Origin of the sequence: Propionicimonas sp. (assembly GCF_047606205.1) — a bacterium.
Lineage (GTDB): Bacteria > Actinomycetota > Actinomycetes > Propionibacteriales > Propionibacteriaceae > Propionicimonas.
Map to the genome: position 1 here is coordinate 1 of NZ_JASGES010000039.1, position 19294 is coordinate 19294.

Sequence of the window (19294 nt, forward strand, 5' to 3'; positions counted from 1 at the left end):
ACCGCGAAGCAACGCAAGACGGCCTACGTGGTCATGTGCCGGGAGGCGAAGGAGGCCGGGCGTCCGTGCGAGTGGATCGCGCCGGAGAAGGGCACGGCGGAACCGGCGAAGATGATCATCGACCTCGACGCGATCGCGCGCACGCTGCTCACCCGCATCCGGATTCCGAGTCCGGCACCTCAGGTGGGGCCCGACCCGTCCACGAACGAGTGGAAGATGGCGGCTGTGGGATACCCGTTGTGGCTGTGGAACACCGGCCCGACGTCCGTCGTCGACCGGGTCCGTGCCTACGGGGTAACCTTCACCCTCCGCGCACAGTGGACCTCGTCCCGCTTCAGCATGGGCGACGGCCAGAGCGTGACCTGCACCAGCACCCGGGCCTGGTCCCGCGGCGTGAGTCCGGGCGCCTCCTCACCCGTGTGCGGCTACACGTACCAGACCTCGTCGCTGCCCCACGGGCGGTACACCGTCACCTCGACCACCTCCTGGCGGATCTCCTGGAGTGCATTGGGGTTGTCCGGCTCGTTCCCGGCGAGCTTCACCGGGAACCGGTCGCTGGCCGTCGGCGAGCTGGACGCGCTGGTGGTGAAGTGACGGCGACCCGCTGACGCTCGTCCCTCAGAGACCGTTGCGGGGCTCAGGTCTCAAGTGGGGCTCTAGGTGTTTTCTCAGGTGTCACGCGTAGCCGAGGTGGTCCAACTCGTCGTCGTCGATGCCGAAGAAGTGAGCGATCTCGTGCCACACCGTGATCCGCACTTCCTCGACCAGCTCCGCCTCGCTGGAGACCAGTCGCAGCAACGGTCCGCGGAAGATCAGGATCCGGTCGGGCAGCACTCCCGAGTACTGCGAAGTTCGCTCTGACAAGGGAGTTCCGTCATAGAAGCCGAGGACGTCGCCCATCTCCGGCTCGGGCTCCTCCGCCACGATCAGCGCACAGTTCTCGACCAGGTCGAACAGCTGGTCGGGGATCTCCGACAGCGCCTCGTCGACCAATTCATCGAACCGCTCCTGGGTGACCTGCAGCGCCATGCTCCCACCCTAGCCACACCCTCAACACGGGAATCACACCCATGTAGTTATTCAGCATCCCCTCCCGAAAGACGGCACGCATCAATACAGTCCTGTTTCGCCTGAGGCGGCTGGGGCGGGTGTGACGAGGGTCACGGGGAAGGCCCGTCCACCGCCCGGACGAGACACGACATCGGAAAGGGGCCACGGACCCGTGAAGAGAGCGCTGGTCGCCACTCGCGCCACCCTGGCGTGGGTCGTGCTGACCGCGTCCCTGCTCACCACCGGCCTCGTCGCCGCCACACCGACCGACGCGGCGACCACCGCCACGACCTACACCGCCAACACCTCCGTGAACGTCCGCACCGGCGCGAGCACCACCAAGACCATCCTCTTCCAGCTCCAGAAGGGGCAGTCGGTCGTCGCCGCGGGCAAGGTCTCCGGCGACTGGCTGCCGATCACGTACAACAACACCACCGCCTACGCCTGGGCCGAGTACCTGGACGCGGACAAGACCGCCGCCAGCCTCGTCCTCACCGGGCCGGCCGGACGCAGGAGCGCCCTCACCAACGTCAACGTCCGCGCCACCGCCAGCCTGGACGCCGACATCACGGCGATCCTGGACGCGGGCACCGCCATCACCGTGACCGGCTACTCCTCGGGTGTCTTCGCCCAGGTCACCGTCAACGGCGCCACCGGCTGGATCCACTCCCAGTTCCTGTCCACCGCCACCGACACGACGCCGGCGACGGTCGCCACCTACACCACCACCCTGAAAATGGCGCTGCGCTCCTCCGCCTCCCTGGCTGCCACCAACCAGGCCACGCTCCCGGTCGGCACCACCGTCGCGAGCACCGGCACCCACAGCGGCAGCTACACCCAGGTGGTGACCTCCGGGAAGGTCGGCTGGGTGATCACCGGCTACCTCGCCGCCGTCGACGGCACCGACGACGACGACATCCTCCCCACCGCCGCCGGGCTGCGCTACGTGACGCCCGCCACGCTCGCCGTGCTGGCCACGGCCAGCGCGAGCGCCACCACACTCGCCACCCTCACCTCCGGAATGAAGATCGCCATCACCGGCACCACCAAGAGCACCTACTCCCAGATGATCTGGAACGGCGCTCTCGCCTGGGTGTCCACCGCATCCCTCAGCGCTACGAAGCCGGTGACCGACCTCGGTTCCAGCAGCCTCAACAAGCTCGAGCCGTACGGCAAAGCCGCCGTCCTCGAGGTGCGCGCCAACTTCCCGAAGATCACCACCATCTACGGGTGGCGCGCCTCCAGCGCATACTCCTCCGACCACCCCAACGGCCGCGCGATCGACATCATGATCCCCAGCTACAAGTCCAACAAGGCCCTCGGGGACTCGATCGCCCAGTACTTCATCGACAACGGAAAGCGCCTGCACGTCACCTACATCCTGTGGCGCCAGCGCAGCTACACCCTCAGCCGCGGATCCTGGAAGGCCATGGAGGATCGCGGCAGTGACACCGAGAACCACATGAACCACGTGCACGTGTCGTTCGAACCCAGTTGACGTCCCCCTCCGACCCCCCGGGCGAACGGCCCTCGCCATGCCACCGGCGGGGGCCGTTCGTCGTTCGCCGGGCCCGCCCCGGCGTTTTGAGCGGCCCAGCGCGGTGGCCGTATAGTGGCGCGTCAGGTCCCCATCGTCTAGCGGCCTAGGACACCGCCCTTTCAAGGCGGCAGCGCGGGTTCGAATCCCGTTGGGGATGCCAATGCGGCGGCCTTCCTCCCACCCGGAAACCCTCGCCGTCACCTGCCGGCCGACGCTTCGCCCCTTCCGCCTGCCGGCGGGGACGCCGAGTGGTGGAGTCGTCGGGGCTGCGGTGGCACCATGAGTCATGGCGATCCTGACTCCCCGGCAGTTCGAGCAGGCCGGCGGCACCGGCGACTGGAGGGCCCTGAACGCGGGGGCGGACACGTGGTTCGAGACCGGCTCACACCTCGCGGGCGCCCGGTTCGTCCGGCGGGTGGCCGACCTCGCCGAGACCGCCGGACACCACCCTGACGTCGACCTGCGCTCCACCGGCGTCCACCTGCGGCTGTTCAGCCACGACGTGAACCAGCTCACCGAGCGCGACGTCGCGCTCGCCCGGCAGGTCTCGAACGCCGCCGCCGACCTCGGCCTGCCCGCGGACCCGTCGGCCGTGCAGCGCATGCAGCTCGCCGTCGACGCCATCGACGCCGCGACCCTGGTGCCGTTCTGGCAGACCGCGCTCCGCTACGACCGCGTCGCGGACGACCGGCTGGCCGACCCGCTCGGCCGCCAGCCGCGCCTCTGGTTCCAGGAGATGGACGGGCCCCGCCCACTGCGCAACCGGATCCACATCGACGCGGGCACGCCATGGGAGCTGGTTGCCGACACCACCGCCGCCCTGAAGGCCGCCGGCGGCCGGATCAGCTACGAGAACGCGTGGTGGCGCACCATCGCGGACGCAGAGGGCAACGAGGCCGACGTGTTCCCGCTGGCCGCGGAGAACGGGACCTTCGGCGACCCGGCCGCCGGCGACTGGCGGACGATGCTGACCGCGGCCGTGCACTACCCGACCGGCTCGTTCGGACAGGGCGTGGACCTGGTGGAGGCGGTCGCGGCCGCCGCCGACGAGGCGGGGCTGCCCCTGATGATCGACCTGCGCTACCCCGGCGTGACCGTGGACGGCGGCAAGGACCAGCACGAGGCCGAAGGGTTCGTGGAGCTGGCCGGCGCCGTCCAGTCGGCCGCCCGCGACCTCGGCCTGGTCGCCGACCCGACCGGTGTGCGCGACCTCCAGGTCGGCATCGACGCCCTCGACATCGCAGCGGTCGAGGCGTTCTGGCGGGCGGCACTGGGCTACGTCGCCGACCCGCGGCCCGGCCTGCACGACCTCTACGACCCGCGCAGGCTGAACCCACCGGTGTTCTTCCAGCAGCTGGACGAACCCCGGGAACAGCGCAACCGCCTGCACGTCGACCTCTTCGTGCCCGCCGACCAGGCGGACGCCCGGGTGGCCGCGGCGGTCGCGGCCGGTGGCCGGATCGTCTTCGACGCCGAGGCGCCGGACTGGTGGACGCTGGCCGACCCCGAGGGCAACGAACTCGACATCGCCGTCACCGTCGGCAGGGCGGAGCGGGCCGGGCGGGCCTGAGCCCCGGAACGCCGTTCAGGGCGTCAACAGCCGCTCCCCCGGCGCAAGGACGTCCAGGGTCCGCTCGTCGCGGTGGTCGAGCAGCCAGCGCCCGGTCGAGGCCAGGTCGAAGTTCTCCGGCTGCCAGCGCAGCGCGTTCAGTCGCGTCCCCACCAGCTGCACCGAGCGCGACCACTCACGGACGCCGAGCACCTCCAGTTCGGCCTCGGTGACCAGCGCCACCGACTCCCCCGTCTCGGGGGCACGCAGCGTGCGCAGCCGCCGGTCGCCCTCCGCGTCCAGGGCCGCCACCCCGTCCTCCACCGACTGCATCATCGAGCGCTGGGCGTCCCTGCTGATCCACAGCGGCTCCGGCCCGCACGCCAGCGAGGTCGTCGCGACACGATGGCCGGCGTCCGGGCGACCCACCTGGCGCGCCGCAGCGGCCATCCGCTGCAGCCGCGAGGAGTCGGCCAGCAGCTGGTCGATCTTGTACCCCACGGTGGTCGCATAGTTGCAGCGGACGGCGGCGCCGGACTCCAGCAGGTAGTCGGCGTTGCGCACCTCCTGGCCCGGGATCGGGTTCACGAGCACCATCGGCAGGCCCGCCGCCATGCACTCCGAGGACGACAGCCCGCCCGGCTTGCCGACGAACAGGCTCGAGACCCGCATCAGGTCGGCCATCCGGTCGGTGAACCCGAGCACGACGATGTCGTCCTCGCGCCCCGCCGCGGCCACCAGCAGCTCGATCTCGGCCTTCAGCTCCGCGTTGCGGCCGCACACGATCACGGCCTGGAAGGGGTGGGACATCCGCAACGCCTGGCGCACCACCTGTGTCGTGTACGACCCGCCCGCCGCGCCGGCGGAGATCAGCACGACCGGCACACCGGGGCGCAGCCCGAACTCCGCGCGGACCGCCGCCTCATCCACCGGATCGGCCAGGCCGCTGCGGACCGGGATGCCGGGCGCGCTCACCCGGTCCTCCGGGATTCCGATGCTCGCCAGGTACCGACCGGTCTCCTCGCGGGCGGCGAAGAAGTGGTGGAACGGCGAGGTGAGCCACAATCCCTGGAAGTCGTAGTCGGTCGTGACCACGGTCAGCGTCGCCCGCAGTTGCTTGCGCGCGATCATCAGCGACACCAGCCGCGCGGGCAGGAAGTGCGTGCAGATCACCACGTCGGGGTTGTAGTCGCGCAGTTCGCGGACGAACGTGACGGTGTTGAGCTGCTCCAGCCACTTCAGGGGGGACGCGGCCAGCTTGAACGGCGGATCGGCGTTGTCGTAGCCCCACCCGACCAGCCACGGCACCTGCGCCACCAGCTGGAAGTAGGCGTCGTCGTAGAGCCGGTTGAACAGTTCGTTCGTCGTCTCGAGGATGTCCAGCCGGCGCACCTCGTCGTCGGGCGCGAGCCCGTCCAGCCCCGCCTGCACCGCGCTCGCAGCCATGTTGTGGCCCGAACCCACCCCGGCGGCGAGGATCATCACCCGGCGTCCCATGTCGCAAAGGGTATCCACTCGGCACCGATTTTCCCCCGCGCGACGGGGTACGTTATAGTTTCCGGGCTGGCCGGGGAACACCGGTCGGCGAGGCCCACGAGGCCCCGTAGCGCAGTTGGTTAGCGCGCCGCCCTGTCACGGCGGAGGTCGCGGGTTCGAGTCCCGTCGGGGTCGCTGGAAGCGCAAACGCTTTCTCGGCCAGGTAGCTCAGATGGTAGTAGCGTTCGCCTGAAAAGTGAAAGGTCGCCGGTTCGATCCCGGCCCTGGCCACACGCGCGCGATGGAATCCGATTCCATCGCATTTTCTCTTTCGGCGAATGCCGCCTGCTCCCCTGCCGCCGTCCCCCGCGAAGCCCGGCGTGTCCGTCCACAGCGGACGGCAAGAGGGGCCGGGCGTTTCGGCCCGACCCCTCCGTGCTGCCCTGATCAGCTCACTTCGTGAAGCCGACGTTCTCCCACTTCGGGGTCCGGGCCATGCCCATGGCTCCGATGTTGGCCAGCTTGTCCCGGACGCCGATCAGCATCGGGCGCTGGTACAGCGGAAGGGTGTGCACGGCCTCCCAGATCGCCTGCGCGGCCTGGTTGCCGAGCTCGGCGCGCTTGGTCGCGTCCATCTCGGTGTCGATCTGCGGGATCAGCTCGTTCACCTTCGGGATGTCGAGCTGGGCGTAGTTCGCCTCGTTCGGCTTGAAGCTGTCACCGGTGCCGGTGCCACCGTAGATCTGGCCGATGTTGCGCAGCGGGTACGGCGTGCCGATCCACGAGAACGCGATGATGTCGAAGTCGTGCTTGGTGAGCACGCCCGGCCAGTCCTTGTTGGTGTCGACCGTCTTCAGCTTCAGGTTGACGCCGATCTCCTTCAGGCTCTTCTGGGCCTGCAGCGCCTCGTTCTCCGAGGCGGCCACGCCGCCCAGAACGGCGAAGGTCAGATCGAGTTCCTTGCCGTCCTTCTCCCGGTAGCCGGTCGAGTCGTTCATCGTCCAGCCGGCCGCGTCGAGCGTCGACTTGGCCTTGTCCGGGTTGTAGTCGATGCCGGTGGCCTTGGCCTGGTCGACGTAGCCGGGCTGGTTCGACACGTACAGGTTGTTGTTCAGCGGCACCTTGTCGCCCGGCAGGCCGGCGAGGTCGGACTGCGCGATGACGGTCCGGTCGATGCCCATCACGATCGCCTGACGAACGCTCTGGTCGGAGAGGATCGGCGACTTGGAGTTGAAGGTGAAGTGCCGGAAGTTTGGCCCGGCCGCAACCCGCACCACCGAATCGGGAGCGTTCTTCGCCTGCGCGTAGCCGTCAGCGTCCGCGCCGATGTCGTAGTAGTCCAGCTCCTTGTTCGCGAAGGCGGAGGCCAGCGCGTCCGCGGTGATGTTCTTCCAGGTCAGCTTGGTCAGCAGCGGCTTGTTGCCCCACCACTTCGGATTCGGCTCCATCGTCACCGTGCCGCTGGTCTTGTCCCAGTTGGTCACCCTGAACGGACCGGAGAACCAGGCATCCTTGTACTCGGGCCAGCCGTCGTTGAACAGCTTCGGGGTCGCGACGCTCTCGGCGCGCAGCGGACCGTCGCCCACGATCGCGATCCAGTCGGGATAGGTGGACTTGAACGTGATCACGACCTGCTGGGGGCCCGTGCCGGCAGCCACCGAGGTGACCTGGTTCCAGCCGTCGGTCGACGCGGCGGCGAAGTCCTTGTTGGAGCCGTTCTGCGCCTTCCAGGTGGCGACCCAGTCGTCGGCGCTGATCACGGTGCCGTCGTTCCAGGTGGCCTTCGGGTTCAGGTCCAGCGTGATCACCAGGTGGCCGTCGGTGACGGTCTCGTTCGCCGCGGTGAGGTAGTCCGGGTTGATCACCGGGGTGCCGTCACCCTGGTAGTCGTAGTAGGTCGGCCGGATCGGCGCCTCCAGGAACTGCAGTTCCGCGTCGTTGCCGGTCACGTTGAACTGGTTCCAGGTGGTGATCTGGCTGCTCATCGAGCCAATGAACTCACCACCCTCGGCAAGCTGGTCACGCGGTGTCTCGTTGATGTCCCACCCGCTTGCGGCGGGGGTCGCCGCCGTCCCTGCGGTCGAGCCCGGCGTCGCGGTCTGCGACGGCCCACCGCAGGCGGCCATGGTCAGGGCCAGGCCTCCGGCGAGGATGGGCATCAGGATTCTTGAAGCCTTCACATTTCCTCCATGTGCGTGATGGCGGGCCCACGACATGGTGGCGGCGGGGGCCAAGGCCATACGGATAGCTCCTGACCATACCCTTTGGTGCGCCGTCACCCACAATGAGCCGTGTAACGACCTGCTAACGAAACCGCGAGAGGCCGCCCCGGGGCGGTGTTGTCGGGGCGGGATCAGGACCGGAGCGGGGCGACGAGTTCCTTCTCGCCCGGTACCTCCGCGGGGAAGTGGCACGCCGCGTCGTGGTCGGCCCCGTGCGCAGCCAGCAGCGGGACCACCTCGCGGCAGCGGACGCGGTCAGCCTCGCCCAGCGCGGCGTAGCGGAAGCAGCGGGTCCGGAACTTGCACCCCGACGGCGGGTCGGCGGGGCTGGGCAGGTCGCCGGACAACACGATGCGCTGGCGCGTCCGCTCGGTCTGCGGGTCGGGAATCGGGATCGCCGACAACAACGCCTGCGTGTAGGGATGGACGGGGTTGGTGTACACCTCGTCGACCTGGCCGATCTCGACGATCGAACCGAGGTACATCACCGCCACCCGGTTCGCGATGTGCCGGATCACGGCCAGGTCGTGCGCGACGAACAGGTACGACAGGCCCAGCTTGCCCTGCAGGTCCTCGAGCAGATTGATCACTCCGGCCTGGATCGACACGTCCAGCGCCGACACCGGCTCGTCGAGGACCATCACCTTCGGCTCCAGCGACAGGGCCCTGGCGATGCCGATCCGCTGCCGCTGCCCCCCGGAGAAGTGCTGCGGGTACCGGTCGGCGTGGGCCGGCTCCAGGCCGACCAGCCGCAGCAGGTCGTGGACGCGGGTCTCGATCTCGGCCCTGGGGTAGCCGAACACGCCCATCGGCTCGGCGATGATGTCGAAGATCGGCATCCGCGGGTCGAGCGAGGCCATCGGGTCCTGGAACACCACCTGCAGGTTGCGGCGCAACTGCTTGCGCGACCGCCGGTTCAGCGTGGAGGTGTCGTTACCGAGCACGTTCACCGTCCCGGCGGTGGGCGTGCCCATGTTGAGGATCTCCAGCAGCGTGGTGGTCTTGCCGCACCCTGACTCCCCCACCAGCCCGAGCGTCTCGCCCGAGCGGATGTCGAGGTCGATCCCGTCCACCGCGTGCACCGTGCCGATCCGACGCCGGTAGATCGCACCCTTCATCAGCGGGTAGTGCCGCTTCAGCCCGGCGAGTTGCAGCACGACGTCGCGTTCCTCGCGCGGGGTGCCGGCCAGCTCCGAGGTGGTCAGCTCCGGCGCGGGGTACAGCATGTCGTGGCTCGCGCCCTCCAGCTCGTCGAGCCGGTGGCAGGCCGCCAGGTGGTCCATCGAGTCGGTCGGCTCCAGCTCGGGCTCGACCTGCGAGCACTTCGCCACCGCCATCGGGCACCGCGGCACGAACGGGCAACCCGGCGGCAGGTCCACCACCGAGGGCGGGTTCCCCTCCAGCACCGGCAGGGCGCCGCTCGCCGTCTGGTCCAGACGCGGCACCGTGCCCAGCAGACCGATCGTGTACGGCATCCGCGGGGCGTAGAAGATGTCGTCGACGCCGCCCTGCTCGACCGGACGCCCCGCGTACATCACCACCACCCGCTCGGCGGTGCCGGCGACGATCCCCAGGTCGTGGGTGATCATGATGATGGCCGCACCGGTCTCCCGCTGGGCGGTCTTCAGCACCTCCAGCACCTGCGCCTGGATCGTGACGTCCAGCGCGGTGGTCGGCTCGTCGGCGATGATCACGTCGGGGTCGTTGGCGATCGCCATCGCGATCATCACGCGCTGCCGCATGCCGCCGGAGAACTCGAACGGGAACGACTTCACCCGGACCCTGGGGTTCGGGATCCCGACCAGGTCGAGCAGTTCGATCGCCCGCTCCCACGCCTTGGCCCTGGACAGGTCGTAGTGGGCCTGGATCGCCTCGACGATCTGGTCGCCCACCGTGTACACCGGCGTGAGCGCCGACAGCGGGTCCTGGAAGACCATGGCGATGTCGCGTCCGCGGATCTTGCTGAGTGCGTCGTCGCTCTGGCCGAGCAGCTCCTCGCCGTGCAGCGTGATCGAGCCGGTGATGCGGGTGGTCGGCGGGTGCAGGCCCATCACGGCCAGCGAGGTCACCGACTTGCCCGAGCCGGACTCGCCCACGATCGCCATGGTCTCGCCGGCAGCGAGGTCGAAGCTCAGTCCGCGGACGGCCCGGACCGGGCCCGCCTCGCTGGGAAAGGTGACGTGCAGGTCCCGCACGCTGAGGACGGTGTCGCCGGCCTTGGTGCGGCGGTCCTTCACCTGGGTGGTGATGCTCACTGCAGTGCCTCCGTGGGGTGCTCACCGCGGGCTCCCCGCGACCTTGTTCGCGGGCGCGCAGCGGAGGAGAAGAACGTGATCGGGCGGGTCATGCCTGGCCTCCGGACGCCGAGCTGGGGTCGAGGGCGTCGCGCAGGCCGTCACCGACAGCGTTCACGCACATGACCAGGAAGACCAGCAGGAACGCCGGCCCGAGGAACACCCACGGGTAGGTGGTCGCCATCCGCGCACCCTCGCCGATCAGGGTGCCGAGCGACGTGTCGGGCGCCTGGACGCCGAACCCGAAGTACGACAGCCCGGTCTCGGACAGGATCGCGTAGCCGACGTTGAGGGTGGCGTCGATGATCAGCAGCGAGGACGCGTTCGGCAGGATGTGCCGCACGATGATCCGGAAGGCCGACAGACCCATGAACTTCGCGGCCAGCACGTACTCGCGCTCCTTGATCGACAAGGTGAGCGAGCGGACGACCCGCGCCGACAGCGGCCACGCGAAGGCGGCCAGCAGCACGACCAGCAGCATCCAGGCCGCGTCCCCCGACGGTGCGCCCCGCGACGCGACGGCGATCAGGAAGAAGCTCGGCACGACCAGCAGCAGGTCGATCACCCACAGCGCGGCCTTCTCGTACCAGCCGCCGAGGTAGGCGGCGGACGCACCGACCAGCGCGGCGATCGACGTGGACAGGATCGCGACCAGGAAGCCGATCAGCAGCGACTTGCCGAGCCCCCGCACGGTCAGCGCGAGGACGTCGCGTCCGGCCTGGGTGGTGCCGAGGATGTGCGCGGAGTCGGGCGGGTTGAGGAACGCGTTGGTGTCGATGTCGTCGAACTTCCAGTACAGGAAGAAAGAGCCGAAGACCGCGAGGAAGACCAGGAAGAGGATCCCGAACGCCCCGATCACGGCCGCCTTGTTGCGCAGGAAGCGACGGAAGACCAGTTGGCCGCGGGACAGCCGCCTGGCCGGCTTCGCTGCCGCGATCTCGATCACGACGGGGTCGGTGGCGGCGCTCATCGCGGCGTCCTCGCGGAGCTGGCCCGGGAAGCGCGGCGGGGGAAGCGAAGAACGCTGTCGACTTTCTTCATGCCAGCCTCACTCGGGGGTCGAGGATCGCGACCATGATGTCGGAGAGCACCGCGCCGGCGAGGACGCAGACGCCGGCGAACGCCGTCACCGCGACCACGCCGTTCACGTCCCGGTTGGTGATGGTGTCCACGCCGTACTGGCCGATGCCGGGGAAGTTGAAGATGCGCTCGGTGTAGGTGGCGCCCACGAACATCGTGGCGACGCTGAACGCGACGTAGGTGCCGGTCGGGATGAGGGCCGTGCGCAAGGCGTGCTTCATCACCGCCCTGCGCTGGGGCAGGCCCTTCGCGCGGGCCGTGCGGACGTAGTCGGCACCCAGCGAGTCGAGCATCAGGTTGCGCTGGATCCGGCTCATCGAGGCGGCCCCGATCACGATCAGCACCAGCGTGGGCAGGAACAGGTGCTGCAACCTGTCGACGAGGTCGGCGCCCGGGTAGTCGCCGACCGTCCCGGTCTCCCCGATGAACTCGAAGATCCGCGTCCCCGTGACGTTGTTGAACCAGGTCGCGCTGATCTGGGTGACGTGACCGATCACGAACGCGGGCGTGGAGATGATCAGCAGCGACAGCGCGGTGACCGTCCGGTCGCTCACCTTGTACTGGCGCGTGGCCGTCCACGCCCCGGCGGCGACGCCGATCACGATGCCGGCGATCGTGCCGATCAGCAGCAGGCGCAGGCTCACCCACATGCGGGTACTGATCTGCTCGGCGACGTTCACGCCCGTCGGCGAGTATCCCCAGTCGCCGCGCAGCACCCCGCTCAGCCAGACCCAGTAGCGCTCCAGCAGCGGCACCTGGTCGCTGAGGTTGTACTGACGCAACTGCGCCTCGACGATTGCTGGGTCCACCGGCGGCTGGCGAACGGCCCACAGGGCCTTCGGGTTCAGCTGGGTGGCAGCCAGCAGGAAGGTGAGCGACACTGCGACGTACAGCAGCACGACGTAGTTCAGCAGCCGCTTCCCGATGTAGCGAACCATGCAGGGAACGTAGCGCAGGGACCGGACTTCCCCAAACGCCTCAGCGCGACCTCGCCCTGCGATTGACCACCACTGTGCCCAGGACCAGGTCGTTGAGCGCCCTGCGTTCCGCCCCGATCACCACGGTCGGCAGGACCAGGCAGATCATCGCCGCACGGGCCAGCGCGCGCAGCCAGCCGAGGCGCTCCCCGTCCAGCCGGGCGATGCCGATGCCGGCGATCAGCTGTCCGAAACTGCCGCCGGCGAGGGCCCCCAGCACGGCGCTCTCGACGAAGAAGACCGTCAGCACCATCCAGGCCCGCCAGCCGCCACCGGTGAGGACGCCCGTCCCGAACAGGAACACCGCCACGACCATGCACACCCCCCAGTCCAGGATGAGGGCCGCGATCCGGGAGAACCAGGACGCCAGCGACCCCGCCCCGGCCTCGGGCAGGCCGATGCTCGAGCCCGGGTACTCCTCGGTCTGCGCACTCGCCACGAACCGAGCTTAGGGGACGAGCGGTGGACGGATCCCGGGCTCGGGCGCGCCGCTGGCATGCTCGTGCCACGACACCGGACGTAGCCCGTGACAGCACCCTGCTCAGCGCGTTACGCCGCTGAAACATGGACGCAACTCCATGGTTACGGCTGGTGCCTAGCGTGTGCTTCGTTCGATTCCCTTACGTGTGGAGGACCCAATGTTCCAAGGCGCCGACGACCTGTTGGCCTACATCAAGGACGAAGGCGTCGAGACCGTCGACGTCCGGTTCTGCGATCTCCCGGGCGTGATGCAGCACTTCACCGTGCCCGCCCAGTTCTTCGGTCCCGAGGTGTTCGAGGACGGCCTGTCCTTCGACGGCTCCTCGATCCGCGGGTTCCAGAAGATCCACGAGTCCGACATGACCCTCATGCCCGACCCGTCCACCGCGTTCGTGGACCCCTTCCGCCGGTCGAAGACCCTGGCGGTGAGCTTCTTCGTGCACGACCCGCTGACCAAGGAGCCCTACAGCCGCGACCCGCGCAACATCGCGCGCAAGGCCGAGAACTACCTCGCCTCCACCGGTATCGGCGACACCGCGTTCATGGGCCCGGAGGCCGAGTTCTACGTCTTCGACTCGGTCCGCTTCGAGACGAAGTCGAACGCCAGCTTCTACTACATCGACTCCGAGGCCGGCGCCTGGAACACCGGTGCCGAGTCCGACACCGACGGGCGCGGCAACCGCGGCTACAAGGTGAAGTACAAGGGCGGCTACTTCCCCGTCCCGCCGGTCGACCACTTCGCCGACCTGCGCGACGACATGGTGCGCAACCTGATCGACGTCGGCCTGACCATCGAGCGGGCGCACCACGAGGTGGGCACCGCCGGCCAGGGCGAGATCGCGACCAAGTTCGACACCATGCTGACCGCGGCCGACAACCTGATGAAGTACAAGTACATCGTCAAGAACACGGCGTGGGCCGCGGGCAAGACCGCCACCTTCATGCCGAAGCCGATCTTCGGCGACAACGGCTCGGGTATGCACGTGCACCAGTCGATCTGGAAGGGCGGCGAGCCGCTGTTCTACGACGAGGCCGGCTACGCGAACCTGTCCGACCTGGCCCGCTGGTACATCGGCGGCCTGCTCAAGCACGCCCCGGCCGTGCTGGCCTTCACCAACCCGACGGTGAACAGCTACCACCGCCTGGTCCCCGGCTTCGAGGCCCCGGTCAACCTCGTCTACAGCAGCCGCAACCGCTCGGCGTCCATCCGGATCCCGATCACGGGCTCCAACCCGAAGGCCAAGCGCCTCGAGTTCCGCTGCCCCGACCCGTCGTCCAACCCGTTCCTGGCGTTCCCCGCCATGCTGCTGGCCGGCCTCGACGGCATCCAGAACAAGATCGAGCCGCCGGCTCCGGTCGACAAGGACCTCTACGAGCTGCCTCCTGAGGAGCACGCACAGGTCGCCACCGTTCCCGACTCGCTCGGCGCGGTGCTGGACGCGCTGGAGGCCGACCACGACTTCCTGCTCGCCGGCGACGTGTTCACCCCGGACCTGATCGAGACCTGGGTAGACATGAAGCGCTCGGACATCGACGCGATCCGGCTCCGTCCGCACCCGCACGAGTTCGAGATGTACTACGACATGTGATCGTTCCGCGATCGCGTGCGCTGTCCGCGACCAGTGGCCCGGGGTTCCGCCCCGGGCCACTGGCCTCTTCCGGGGAGTCGGCGGTACGCCGTCAGGGCCGCCTCACCCGTGCCTCGGCCGCGACGGCCGTCCTCACCGAACCCACAGGAACGGCCTGAGGTCAGCACAGCCCGCGGGAGTTGAGTAGTGGTCACGAACGAACCACCGAACTCCTGGAGGCAGATGACGAGAGCCAACCTGATTTCCCCTTCATGTGTCACGGCCCCGTCGATCCCTCGGCGGGGCCGTGGGCCGTCCGGGCACGGGTGGCGCCGACGCGTCCGGGATGGCCATAGCCTTGGGGCATGCCGACCAGGGACGCCGTCTGATGGAGGTGCTGCTGCTGGGCACCGGCGCCGCCGACGGGATCCCCAACCTGTTCTGCCGGTGCGCGACCTGCACGGACTACCGCCGGCGGGGCGAACTCCGGACGCCGACATCGGTGCTGGTCGACGGACGGCTGCTGGTCGACCCGGGCCCGGAGGCGCCGCGGCAGGTCGCGAGGCTGGGCCGCGACCTGGTCGGGCTGGCGGCGATCCTCGCCGGACACGCGCACGACGACCACCTCGACCCCGCCGTCCTGCTGCACCGGTCCTGGGTGAGCCAGGCTCCGCTCGACGTCGTCGGACCCGCGCCGGTGATCGAGTCGTCGCGTCCATGGCTCGACCCGGAGCAGGCCGCGGTCACCTTCACCACGGTCGCCGCGGGCCAGGAGTTCGAGGTCGCCGGCTATCGCGTGACAGCACTTCCGGCCAACCACGAAGCCTTCGGCGAGGCGCTGTGCTACCTGATCGACGACGGCGCGTCCACACTGCTGTACGCGAGCGACACCGGACTCCTGCCCGAGGCGGCCTGGGCACTCCTTGAGGGCCGTCGGGCGGACCTTGTGCTGCTCGAGGAGACCTTCGGTGACCGCACCGAGAAGGGAGATCACCACCTCCACCTGAAGACGTTCGCCGCCACGGTCGAGCGGCTGCGGTCACAGGGGGTGGTGGACGCGACGACCCGTGTGGTCGCCGTCCACCTCGCTCACGACAATCCTCCGCTCGCCGCGCTGCGGGCCGACCTGGCCCGGTGCGGCGCGGAGGCGCTGCCCGATGGGACCGTCATCCGGCTGTGAGGCGGGCTCCCCCGTTCCCGCTCAGGAACCATTCCGGGCGCGGGCGGGGGGACGGGTTCGCCGCCGGTTCGGCTTCTCTCGGGTCAGGAACCGTCCCGCCCGGTCAGGTCGTGGCCAGGTGCCGCGCGGGGGTGCGTTCGAGCCGAGCGGCGAGACGGAGCTGGATCTCTGCCGTCCGTCGGAGCACGCGGGCGGCCACCGAACGCGTGCGGGGCGTCGGAACCCCGGCCTCCGGCAGGGCCGGCCCGGCCAGGGCGTTGTCGCGGGCCGTGCGCTCGATGATCGGGGCAAGGCTCAGGTATCCGGACATGAGTGTTCCTCTTCTCAGGGTTGTGGCCGCGATCAGGCCACGGGAGTGGTGCTGCTCCGCACGACCAACTCGTGGGGCAGGATGATCCGGCGTTCGCTGCGTTCCGGATCGAGCAGGAGTTCTGCGGCGAGCCGGCCCTTCTCGCGGATCGGCTGGCGGATCGTGGTCAGGCCGGCGGCCGCCGACTCGGGCAGGTCGTCGAAACCCACCACGGAGACGTCCCGACCGGGCTGCACGCCACGCTGGCGGCAGGAGTCCATGAACCCCAGCGCGAGCACGTCGCTGACGGCCACCACCGCGGTCGGCCGGTTCAGGCGGTCCAGGACGAGTGCCCCCGCTTCACGGCCCGAGGCACGGGAGTTGACGCCGGTGACCACCACGGACACCGTCGCGTCGCCGAGACCGTCGATGACCCCACGGATCCGGTGGAAGGTGTCGAAGTAGCCGACTCCGGCGTAGTCGTCCACCAGGCGGCTGAGCTCCGCCGGCTGGTGCTCGGTGAGCGCGGGCTGGCCCGGATGCGCGGTTTCGATCAGCAGGCTGACCCTGGTGTGGCCGAGCCGCGCGATGTACCGGCCCGCCTCGAGCGCAGCGGCGTAGTCGTCGATGGCGACGTAGTCTCCGGCCAGGGGTGCCGCCCCGACGGGCTGGCCCATCGTGCAGTAGACCGTCGGGAGTCCCCGCTCCCGCGCCCGGGCCATTGCCGGCTGGTCACCGCAGAGCCCTGCGATGCCGTCGATCGCCGCGTCCTGGACGGCCGCGAGGGCCTCCGCGTCGCGGGCGGGAACGCTGAGGAGCATGATCCCTGCCCGCCGACGTTCCATCACCTCGCTGAAGGCCGTCAGCCATGCGACGGAGAAGGGATCGGAGAAGGCGTAGGACAGCCGCTCCTCGAAGACCACGGCGAAGGTGTTCGTGCGGCCGGAGCGCAGCTGCCGCGCGACCGCGTCGGGGCCGGTGTACCCCATCTTGGCCGCCCGCTCGAGCACCCGCCGCCGGAGGTCGGCGGAGAGTTGGTCCGGGTGGTTGAAGGCGTTCGACACCGTCATCACCGACACCCCCATCACCGTGGCGATGTCCTGCTGGGTCACCTTGACCATGCCCACCTCCTTCCTGCGATGTGTTGCCTCCATGGTGATCTTTATCGTTAAAGTTATCAAGGAGTCGAGCGTCTGTATCGTTAAAGAACCGGTGCCGCGCCGATCGGCCGGCCCGTCGGCCGGACCGGCGTCCTTCTGGCCCGGCTCCGCAGGGCATGGGAGGATCGGGCATGACCAGCCGGATCTCGCACACCACGATCGACTGCTCGGAGCCGTACCAGCTCTCGCTGTGGTGGGAGCAGGTGATCGACTACCACGCGGATCCCGCCGACCCGAACGAGCCCGACCACGAGGAGTGCCTGCTCCTGCCGGCCGGCGGCGGCCAGGGGGTGTTGTTCATCAAGGTCCCCGAGCCGAAGTCGGTGAAGAACCGGCTGCACTTCGACCTGCGTCCGACCGACCGCACCCGCGACGAGGAAGTCGAGCGCGTGCTCGGCCTCGGCGCCACCTTCATCGCCGATCACCGCGGTATCCACGGCCCGGGCAGCGGCTGGGTCGTCCTGGCCGATCCGGAGGGCAACGAGTTCTGCATCCTGCGTTCTGACGCCGAACTGACCGCCTGACCCGCTGAACGGCAAAGGGGACAGACCTGCGAACGGGAAAGGAACCGTCCCCGATCTCGTTCGGGGGACGGTTCCTTTCCCGTTCGATGGTCTGTCCCCGATCTCGTTCGTCGTTCGGGGGACGGTTCCTTTCCCGTTCAGCGGTCCGTCCCCGATCTCGTTCGGGGGACGGTTCCTTTCCCGTTCGATGGTCCGTCCCCGATCCCGTTCGGGGGACGGTTCCTTTCCCGTTCGATGGTCCGTCCCCGATCTCGTTCGGGGGACGGTTCCTTTCCCGTTCAGCGGCTACTCGGCGTTCCACAGGCGGGTGTAGAAGTCCTGCCTGACCGGATCGGGGCCGATGCCGTAGCCGGCCAGGAACGCTGGCTCCCAGCCCGCCCCGAAGTTCCAGCCGAGGCTGAGCAGGGCAGGCGCCAGGTCGGCCCAGCGGTCGCCGACGCCGAGCCGGCCCAGGTCGACGTAGCCGACGCAGCGCCCGTCCGTATCCAGCAGGAAGTTGGGGTTGCAGGCGTCGCCGTGGCACACCACCGGATCGAGGTCGGGCCAGGGCCCGAGCGCACCGGCGCGCAGCCCGCGGTACGCCAGCCGGCCGGTGATCGACCAGCCCCAGCGGCAGGCGTCCACCGGCACCGTGTCGTGAAAACGGCGCAGCGCGCGACCCAGTTCGGGCACCACCCGTTCGGGGTGCGACCGCCACCCCCCGAGGACGGCGGAGGTCGCCGGGATGCCCTCGGTGCGGAACCAGAGGTTGCCCGCCGCGTCCGCACCGTGCCCGAGCGGACGCGGGACCGTGACGAACGCACCAACCCACGCCAGCCGCTCGGACTCCGTCAGCGGATCGAACTCCGCGTGCGGGGGTCCGTACTTCACGTACTCCGCGCCGTCGCCGATGCTGAACGTGACACCGCCGAGCTCGTTGCGCCATACCGGCGAGACCGGGCGGCCGGCGGCGAGGGCGCGCACGACGTCCGGGACGGCGACGCCGTCCAGACGGGTGTTGGGGTTGTCGGTCATCGCCGGTTCGGGGACGGTGGACCGGAAAGGGAACCGTCCCCGCGGTCCATCCATCGCCGGTTCGGGGCCAGTGGACCGGAAAGGGAACCGTCCCCGCGGTCCATCCGCAGGGTTCAGATCGGGAGCAGGCGGAACAGCGGCGCAGGGACGTGCTTCAGCACCCACATCACGAACTGGAAGGGCGCCGGCACCCAGATCAGGGTCCTGCCGTTGCGAGCGGCGTCGACGACCTGGGTGGCGAGCTGGTCGGGATCGACGGTGAGCGGGGCCTCCTTCACGTGGGCCGACATCCGTGTCCGCACCTGGCCGGGACGCACCACCAGCACCTTCGGCCCGAACGGCGCGAGCGCCTCGCCCAGCAACCGGTAGAACCCGTCCAGTCCCGCCTTCGTCGAGCCGTAGACGAAGTTCGAGCGGCGGACGAGCTCGCCGGCGACCGTCGACATCGCGATGATCTGGCCGTAGCCCTGCGCCTTCATCCGCTGGCCCAGCAGGACGCCGACGCTGACCGCGCCGGTGTAGTTCACCTCGGCGATCTGGACGGCCTTCGCCTGGTCCTGCCACAGCTCCTCGGCGTCGCCGAGCAGGCCGAAGGCGACGATGGCGACGTCCACGTCGGCGATCGCCCAGGCCGCCTCGATCACACCGGCGTGGGTGTCGAAGGCCGTCGCGTCGAACTCGAGCACGTCCACGTCGGTGGCGCCGGCGGCCCTGAGGTCGGCGATCGTGGCGTCCCGGCGTTCGTCCCCGGGCTGGACGCCCAGCACGACCCGTAGCGGCTGCTTGGCCAGATACTCCTTCACGATGGCCAGGCCGATCTCGGACGTGCCGCCGAGCAGCAGCACGGTCTGGGGATTGCCGGTGGCGTCGATCACTTGATTCTCCTCGTGG

Annotated in this window: 17 protein-coding genes and 3 tRNA genes; 9 read left to right on the plus strand and 11 right to left on the minus strand. The window is 69.4% G+C overall.

Annotated features, from left to right (window positions below; translation table 11 throughout):
* Positions 1-594 (plus strand): hypothetical protein (locus QM633_RS02450; RefSeq protein ID WP_415152136.1); only part of this gene is annotated, 594 nt, incomplete at its 5' end.
* A gap of 81 nt (positions 595-675) precedes the next feature.
* Here QM633_RS02450 and QM633_RS02455 read toward each other — a convergent pair.
* Positions 676-1029, minus strand: coding sequence for a metallopeptidase family protein (locus QM633_RS02455; RefSeq protein ID WP_415152137.1), 354 nt, complete (start codon positions 1027-1029; stop codon positions 676-678).
* 193 nt (positions 1030-1222) lie between these two features.
* Between QM633_RS02455 and QM633_RS02460 the strand changes: the two genes are divergently transcribed.
* The 3 genes from QM633_RS02460 to QM633_RS02470 all read left to right on the plus strand — a co-directional run bounded on the left by QM633_RS02460 (position 1223) and on the right by QM633_RS02470 (position 4160).
* A complete protein-coding gene (locus tag QM633_RS02460; protein WP_415152138.1) occupies positions 1223-2548 on the plus strand; it encodes an SH3 domain-containing protein in 1326 nt (441 codons plus the stop codon).
* Positions 2549-2674: 126 nt separating this feature from the next.
* Positions 2675-2750, plus strand: a tRNA-Glu gene (locus tag QM633_RS02465).
* Positions 2751-2876: 126 nt separating this feature from the next.
* The gene (locus QM633_RS02470; RefSeq protein WP_415152139.1) at positions 2877-4160 is read left to right on the plus strand and encodes a VOC family protein; all 1284 of its coding nucleotides are present in this window, start codon (positions 2877-2879) and stop codon (positions 4158-4160) included.
* A gap of 15 nt (positions 4161-4175) precedes the next feature.
* Here QM633_RS02470 and QM633_RS02475 read toward each other — a convergent pair whose 3' ends face one another.
* A complete protein-coding gene (locus QM633_RS02475) occupies positions 4176-5636 on the minus strand; it encodes an MGDG synthase family glycosyltransferase (protein WP_415152140.1) in 1461 nt (486 codons plus the stop codon).
* Positions 5637-5736: 100 nt separating this feature from the next.
* Between QM633_RS02475 and QM633_RS02480 the strand changes: the two genes are divergently transcribed.
* Positions 5737-5810 (plus strand) — tRNA-Asp (locus QM633_RS02480).
* A 22-nt stretch (positions 5811-5832) separates the two neighbouring features.
* Positions 5833-5906 (plus strand) — tRNA-Phe (locus QM633_RS02485).
* Positions 5907-6067: 161 nt separating this feature from the next.
* Here the strand turns inward: QM633_RS02485 and QM633_RS02490 are convergent.
* The 5 genes from QM633_RS02490 to QM633_RS02510 form a co-directional block, all read right to left on the minus strand.
* Positions 6068-7774 carry an ABC transporter family substrate-binding protein gene (locus QM633_RS02490; protein ID WP_415152141.1) on the minus strand — a complete coding sequence of 569 codons (1707 nt, stop codon included), beginning with the start codon at positions 7772-7774 and terminating at the stop codon, positions 6068-6070.
* A 194-nt stretch (positions 7775-7968) separates the two neighbouring features.
* Positions 7969-10092, minus strand: coding sequence for a dipeptide ABC transporter ATP-binding protein (locus QM633_RS02495; RefSeq protein ID WP_415152142.1), 2124 nt, complete (start codon positions 10090-10092; stop codon positions 7969-7971).
* An 88-nt stretch (positions 10093-10180) separates the two neighbouring features.
* Positions 10181-11101, minus strand: coding sequence for an ABC transporter permease (locus tag QM633_RS02500; RefSeq protein ID WP_415152143.1), 921 nt, complete (start codon positions 11099-11101; stop codon positions 10181-10183).
* Positions 11102-11168: 67 nt separating this feature from the next.
* Complete coding sequence (locus QM633_RS02505) at positions 11169-12149, minus strand: ABC transporter permease (protein ID WP_415152144.1); 981 nt, start codon at positions 12147-12149, stop codon at positions 11169-11171.
* A 40-nt stretch (positions 12150-12189) separates the two neighbouring features.
* Positions 12190-12627: an RDD family protein gene (locus QM633_RS02510; protein WP_415152145.1), complete on the minus strand. Its 438-nt coding sequence runs from the start codon at positions 12625-12627 to the stop codon at positions 12190-12192.
* Positions 12628-12826: 199 nt separating this feature from the next.
* Between QM633_RS02510 and glnA the strand changes: the two genes are divergently transcribed.
* Positions 12827-14257, plus strand: coding sequence for a type I glutamate--ammonia ligase (glnA, locus tag QM633_RS02515; protein WP_415152146.1), 1431 nt, complete (start codon positions 12827-12829; stop codon positions 14255-14257).
* A 325-nt stretch (positions 14258-14582) separates the two neighbouring features.
* Complete coding sequence (locus QM633_RS02520; RefSeq protein ID WP_415152147.1) at positions 14583-15416, plus strand: MBL fold metallo-hydrolase; 834 nt, start codon at positions 14583-14585, stop codon at positions 15414-15416.
* A gap of 103 nt (positions 15417-15519) precedes the next feature.
* Here the strand turns inward: QM633_RS02520 and QM633_RS02525 are convergent, their stop codons facing one another.
* A complete protein-coding gene (locus tag QM633_RS02525; protein WP_415152148.1) occupies positions 15520-15726 on the minus strand; it encodes a hypothetical protein in 207 nt (68 codons plus the stop codon).
* A gap of 32 nt (positions 15727-15758) precedes the next feature.
* Entirely contained in the window at positions 15759-16826 is a 1068-nt protein-coding gene (locus QM633_RS02530; protein ID WP_415152149.1) for a LacI family DNA-binding transcriptional regulator, read from the minus strand.
* Between the two features lie 170 nt (positions 16827-16996).
* Between QM633_RS02530 and QM633_RS02535 the strand changes: the two genes are divergently transcribed.
* Positions 16997-17389, plus strand: a complete 393-nt coding sequence (locus QM633_RS02535; protein WP_415152150.1) for a VOC family protein — start codon at positions 16997-16999, stop codon at positions 17387-17389.
* Between the two features lie 285 nt (positions 17390-17674).
* On the opposite strand, the gene QM633_RS02540 is transcribed toward QM633_RS02535, so the two are convergent.
* Both QM633_RS02540 and QM633_RS02545 read right to left on the minus strand, forming a co-directional pair.
* A complete protein-coding gene (locus QM633_RS02540; RefSeq protein ID WP_415152151.1) occupies positions 17675-18403 on the minus strand; it encodes a phosphotransferase in 729 nt (242 codons plus the stop codon).
* 113 nt (positions 18404-18516) lie between these two features.
* Complete coding sequence (locus tag QM633_RS02545; RefSeq protein WP_415152152.1) at positions 18517-19278, minus strand: decaprenylphospho-beta-D-erythro-pentofuranosid-2-ulose 2-reductase; 762 nt, start codon at positions 19276-19278, stop codon at positions 18517-18519.
* Between the last annotated feature and the right edge of the window lie 16 nt (positions 19279-19294).

What these genes read in the sequence shown, in the direction of transcription:
- QM633_RS02490 (WP_415152141.1), bottom strand. Translation starts at nt 7,774, where the DNA reads ATGCCCATCCTCGCCGGAGGCCTGGCCCTGACCATGGCCGCCTGCGGT.
- QM633_RS02500 (WP_415152143.1), bottom strand. Translation starts at nt 11,101, where the DNA reads ATGAGCGCCGCCACCGACCCCGTCGTGATCGAGATCGCGGCAGCGAAG.
- QM633_RS02470 (WP_415152139.1), top strand. Translation starts at nt 2,877, where the DNA reads ATGGCGATCCTGACTCCCCGGCAGTTCGAGCAGGCCGGCGGCACCGGC.
- QM633_RS02505 (WP_415152144.1), bottom strand. Translation starts at nt 12,149, where the DNA reads ATGGTTCGCTACATCGGGAAGCGGCTGCTGAACTACGTCGTGCTGCTG.
- glnA (WP_415152146.1), top strand. Translation starts at nt 12,827, where the DNA reads ATGTTCCAAGGCGCCGACGACCTGTTGGCCTACATCAAGGACGAAGGC.
- QM633_RS02530 (WP_415152149.1), bottom strand. Translation starts at nt 16,826, where the DNA reads ATGGTCAAGGTGACCCAGCAGGACATCGCCACGGTGATGGGGGTGTCG.
- QM633_RS02525 (WP_415152148.1), bottom strand. Translation starts at nt 15,726, where the DNA reads ATGTCCGGATACCTGAGCCTTGCCCCGATCATCGAGCGCACGGCCCGC.
- QM633_RS02520 (WP_415152147.1), top strand. Translation starts at nt 14,583, where the DNA reads ATGGCCATAGCCTTGGGGCATGCCGACCAGGGACGCCGTCTGATGGAG.
- QM633_RS02475 (WP_415152140.1), bottom strand. Translation starts at nt 5,636, where the DNA reads ATGGGACGCCGGGTGATGATCCTCGCCGCCGGGGTGGGTTCGGGCCAC.
- QM633_RS02535 (WP_415152150.1), top strand. Translation starts at nt 16,997, where the DNA reads ATGACCAGCCGGATCTCGCACACCACGATCGACTGCTCGGAGCCGTAC.
- QM633_RS02540 (WP_415152151.1), bottom strand. Translation starts at nt 18,403, where the DNA reads ATGACCGACAACCCCAACACCCGTCTGGACGGCGTCGCCGTCCCGGAC.
- QM633_RS02455 (WP_415152137.1), bottom strand. Translation starts at nt 1,029, where the DNA reads ATGGCGCTGCAGGTCACCCAGGAGCGGTTCGATGAATTGGTCGACGAG.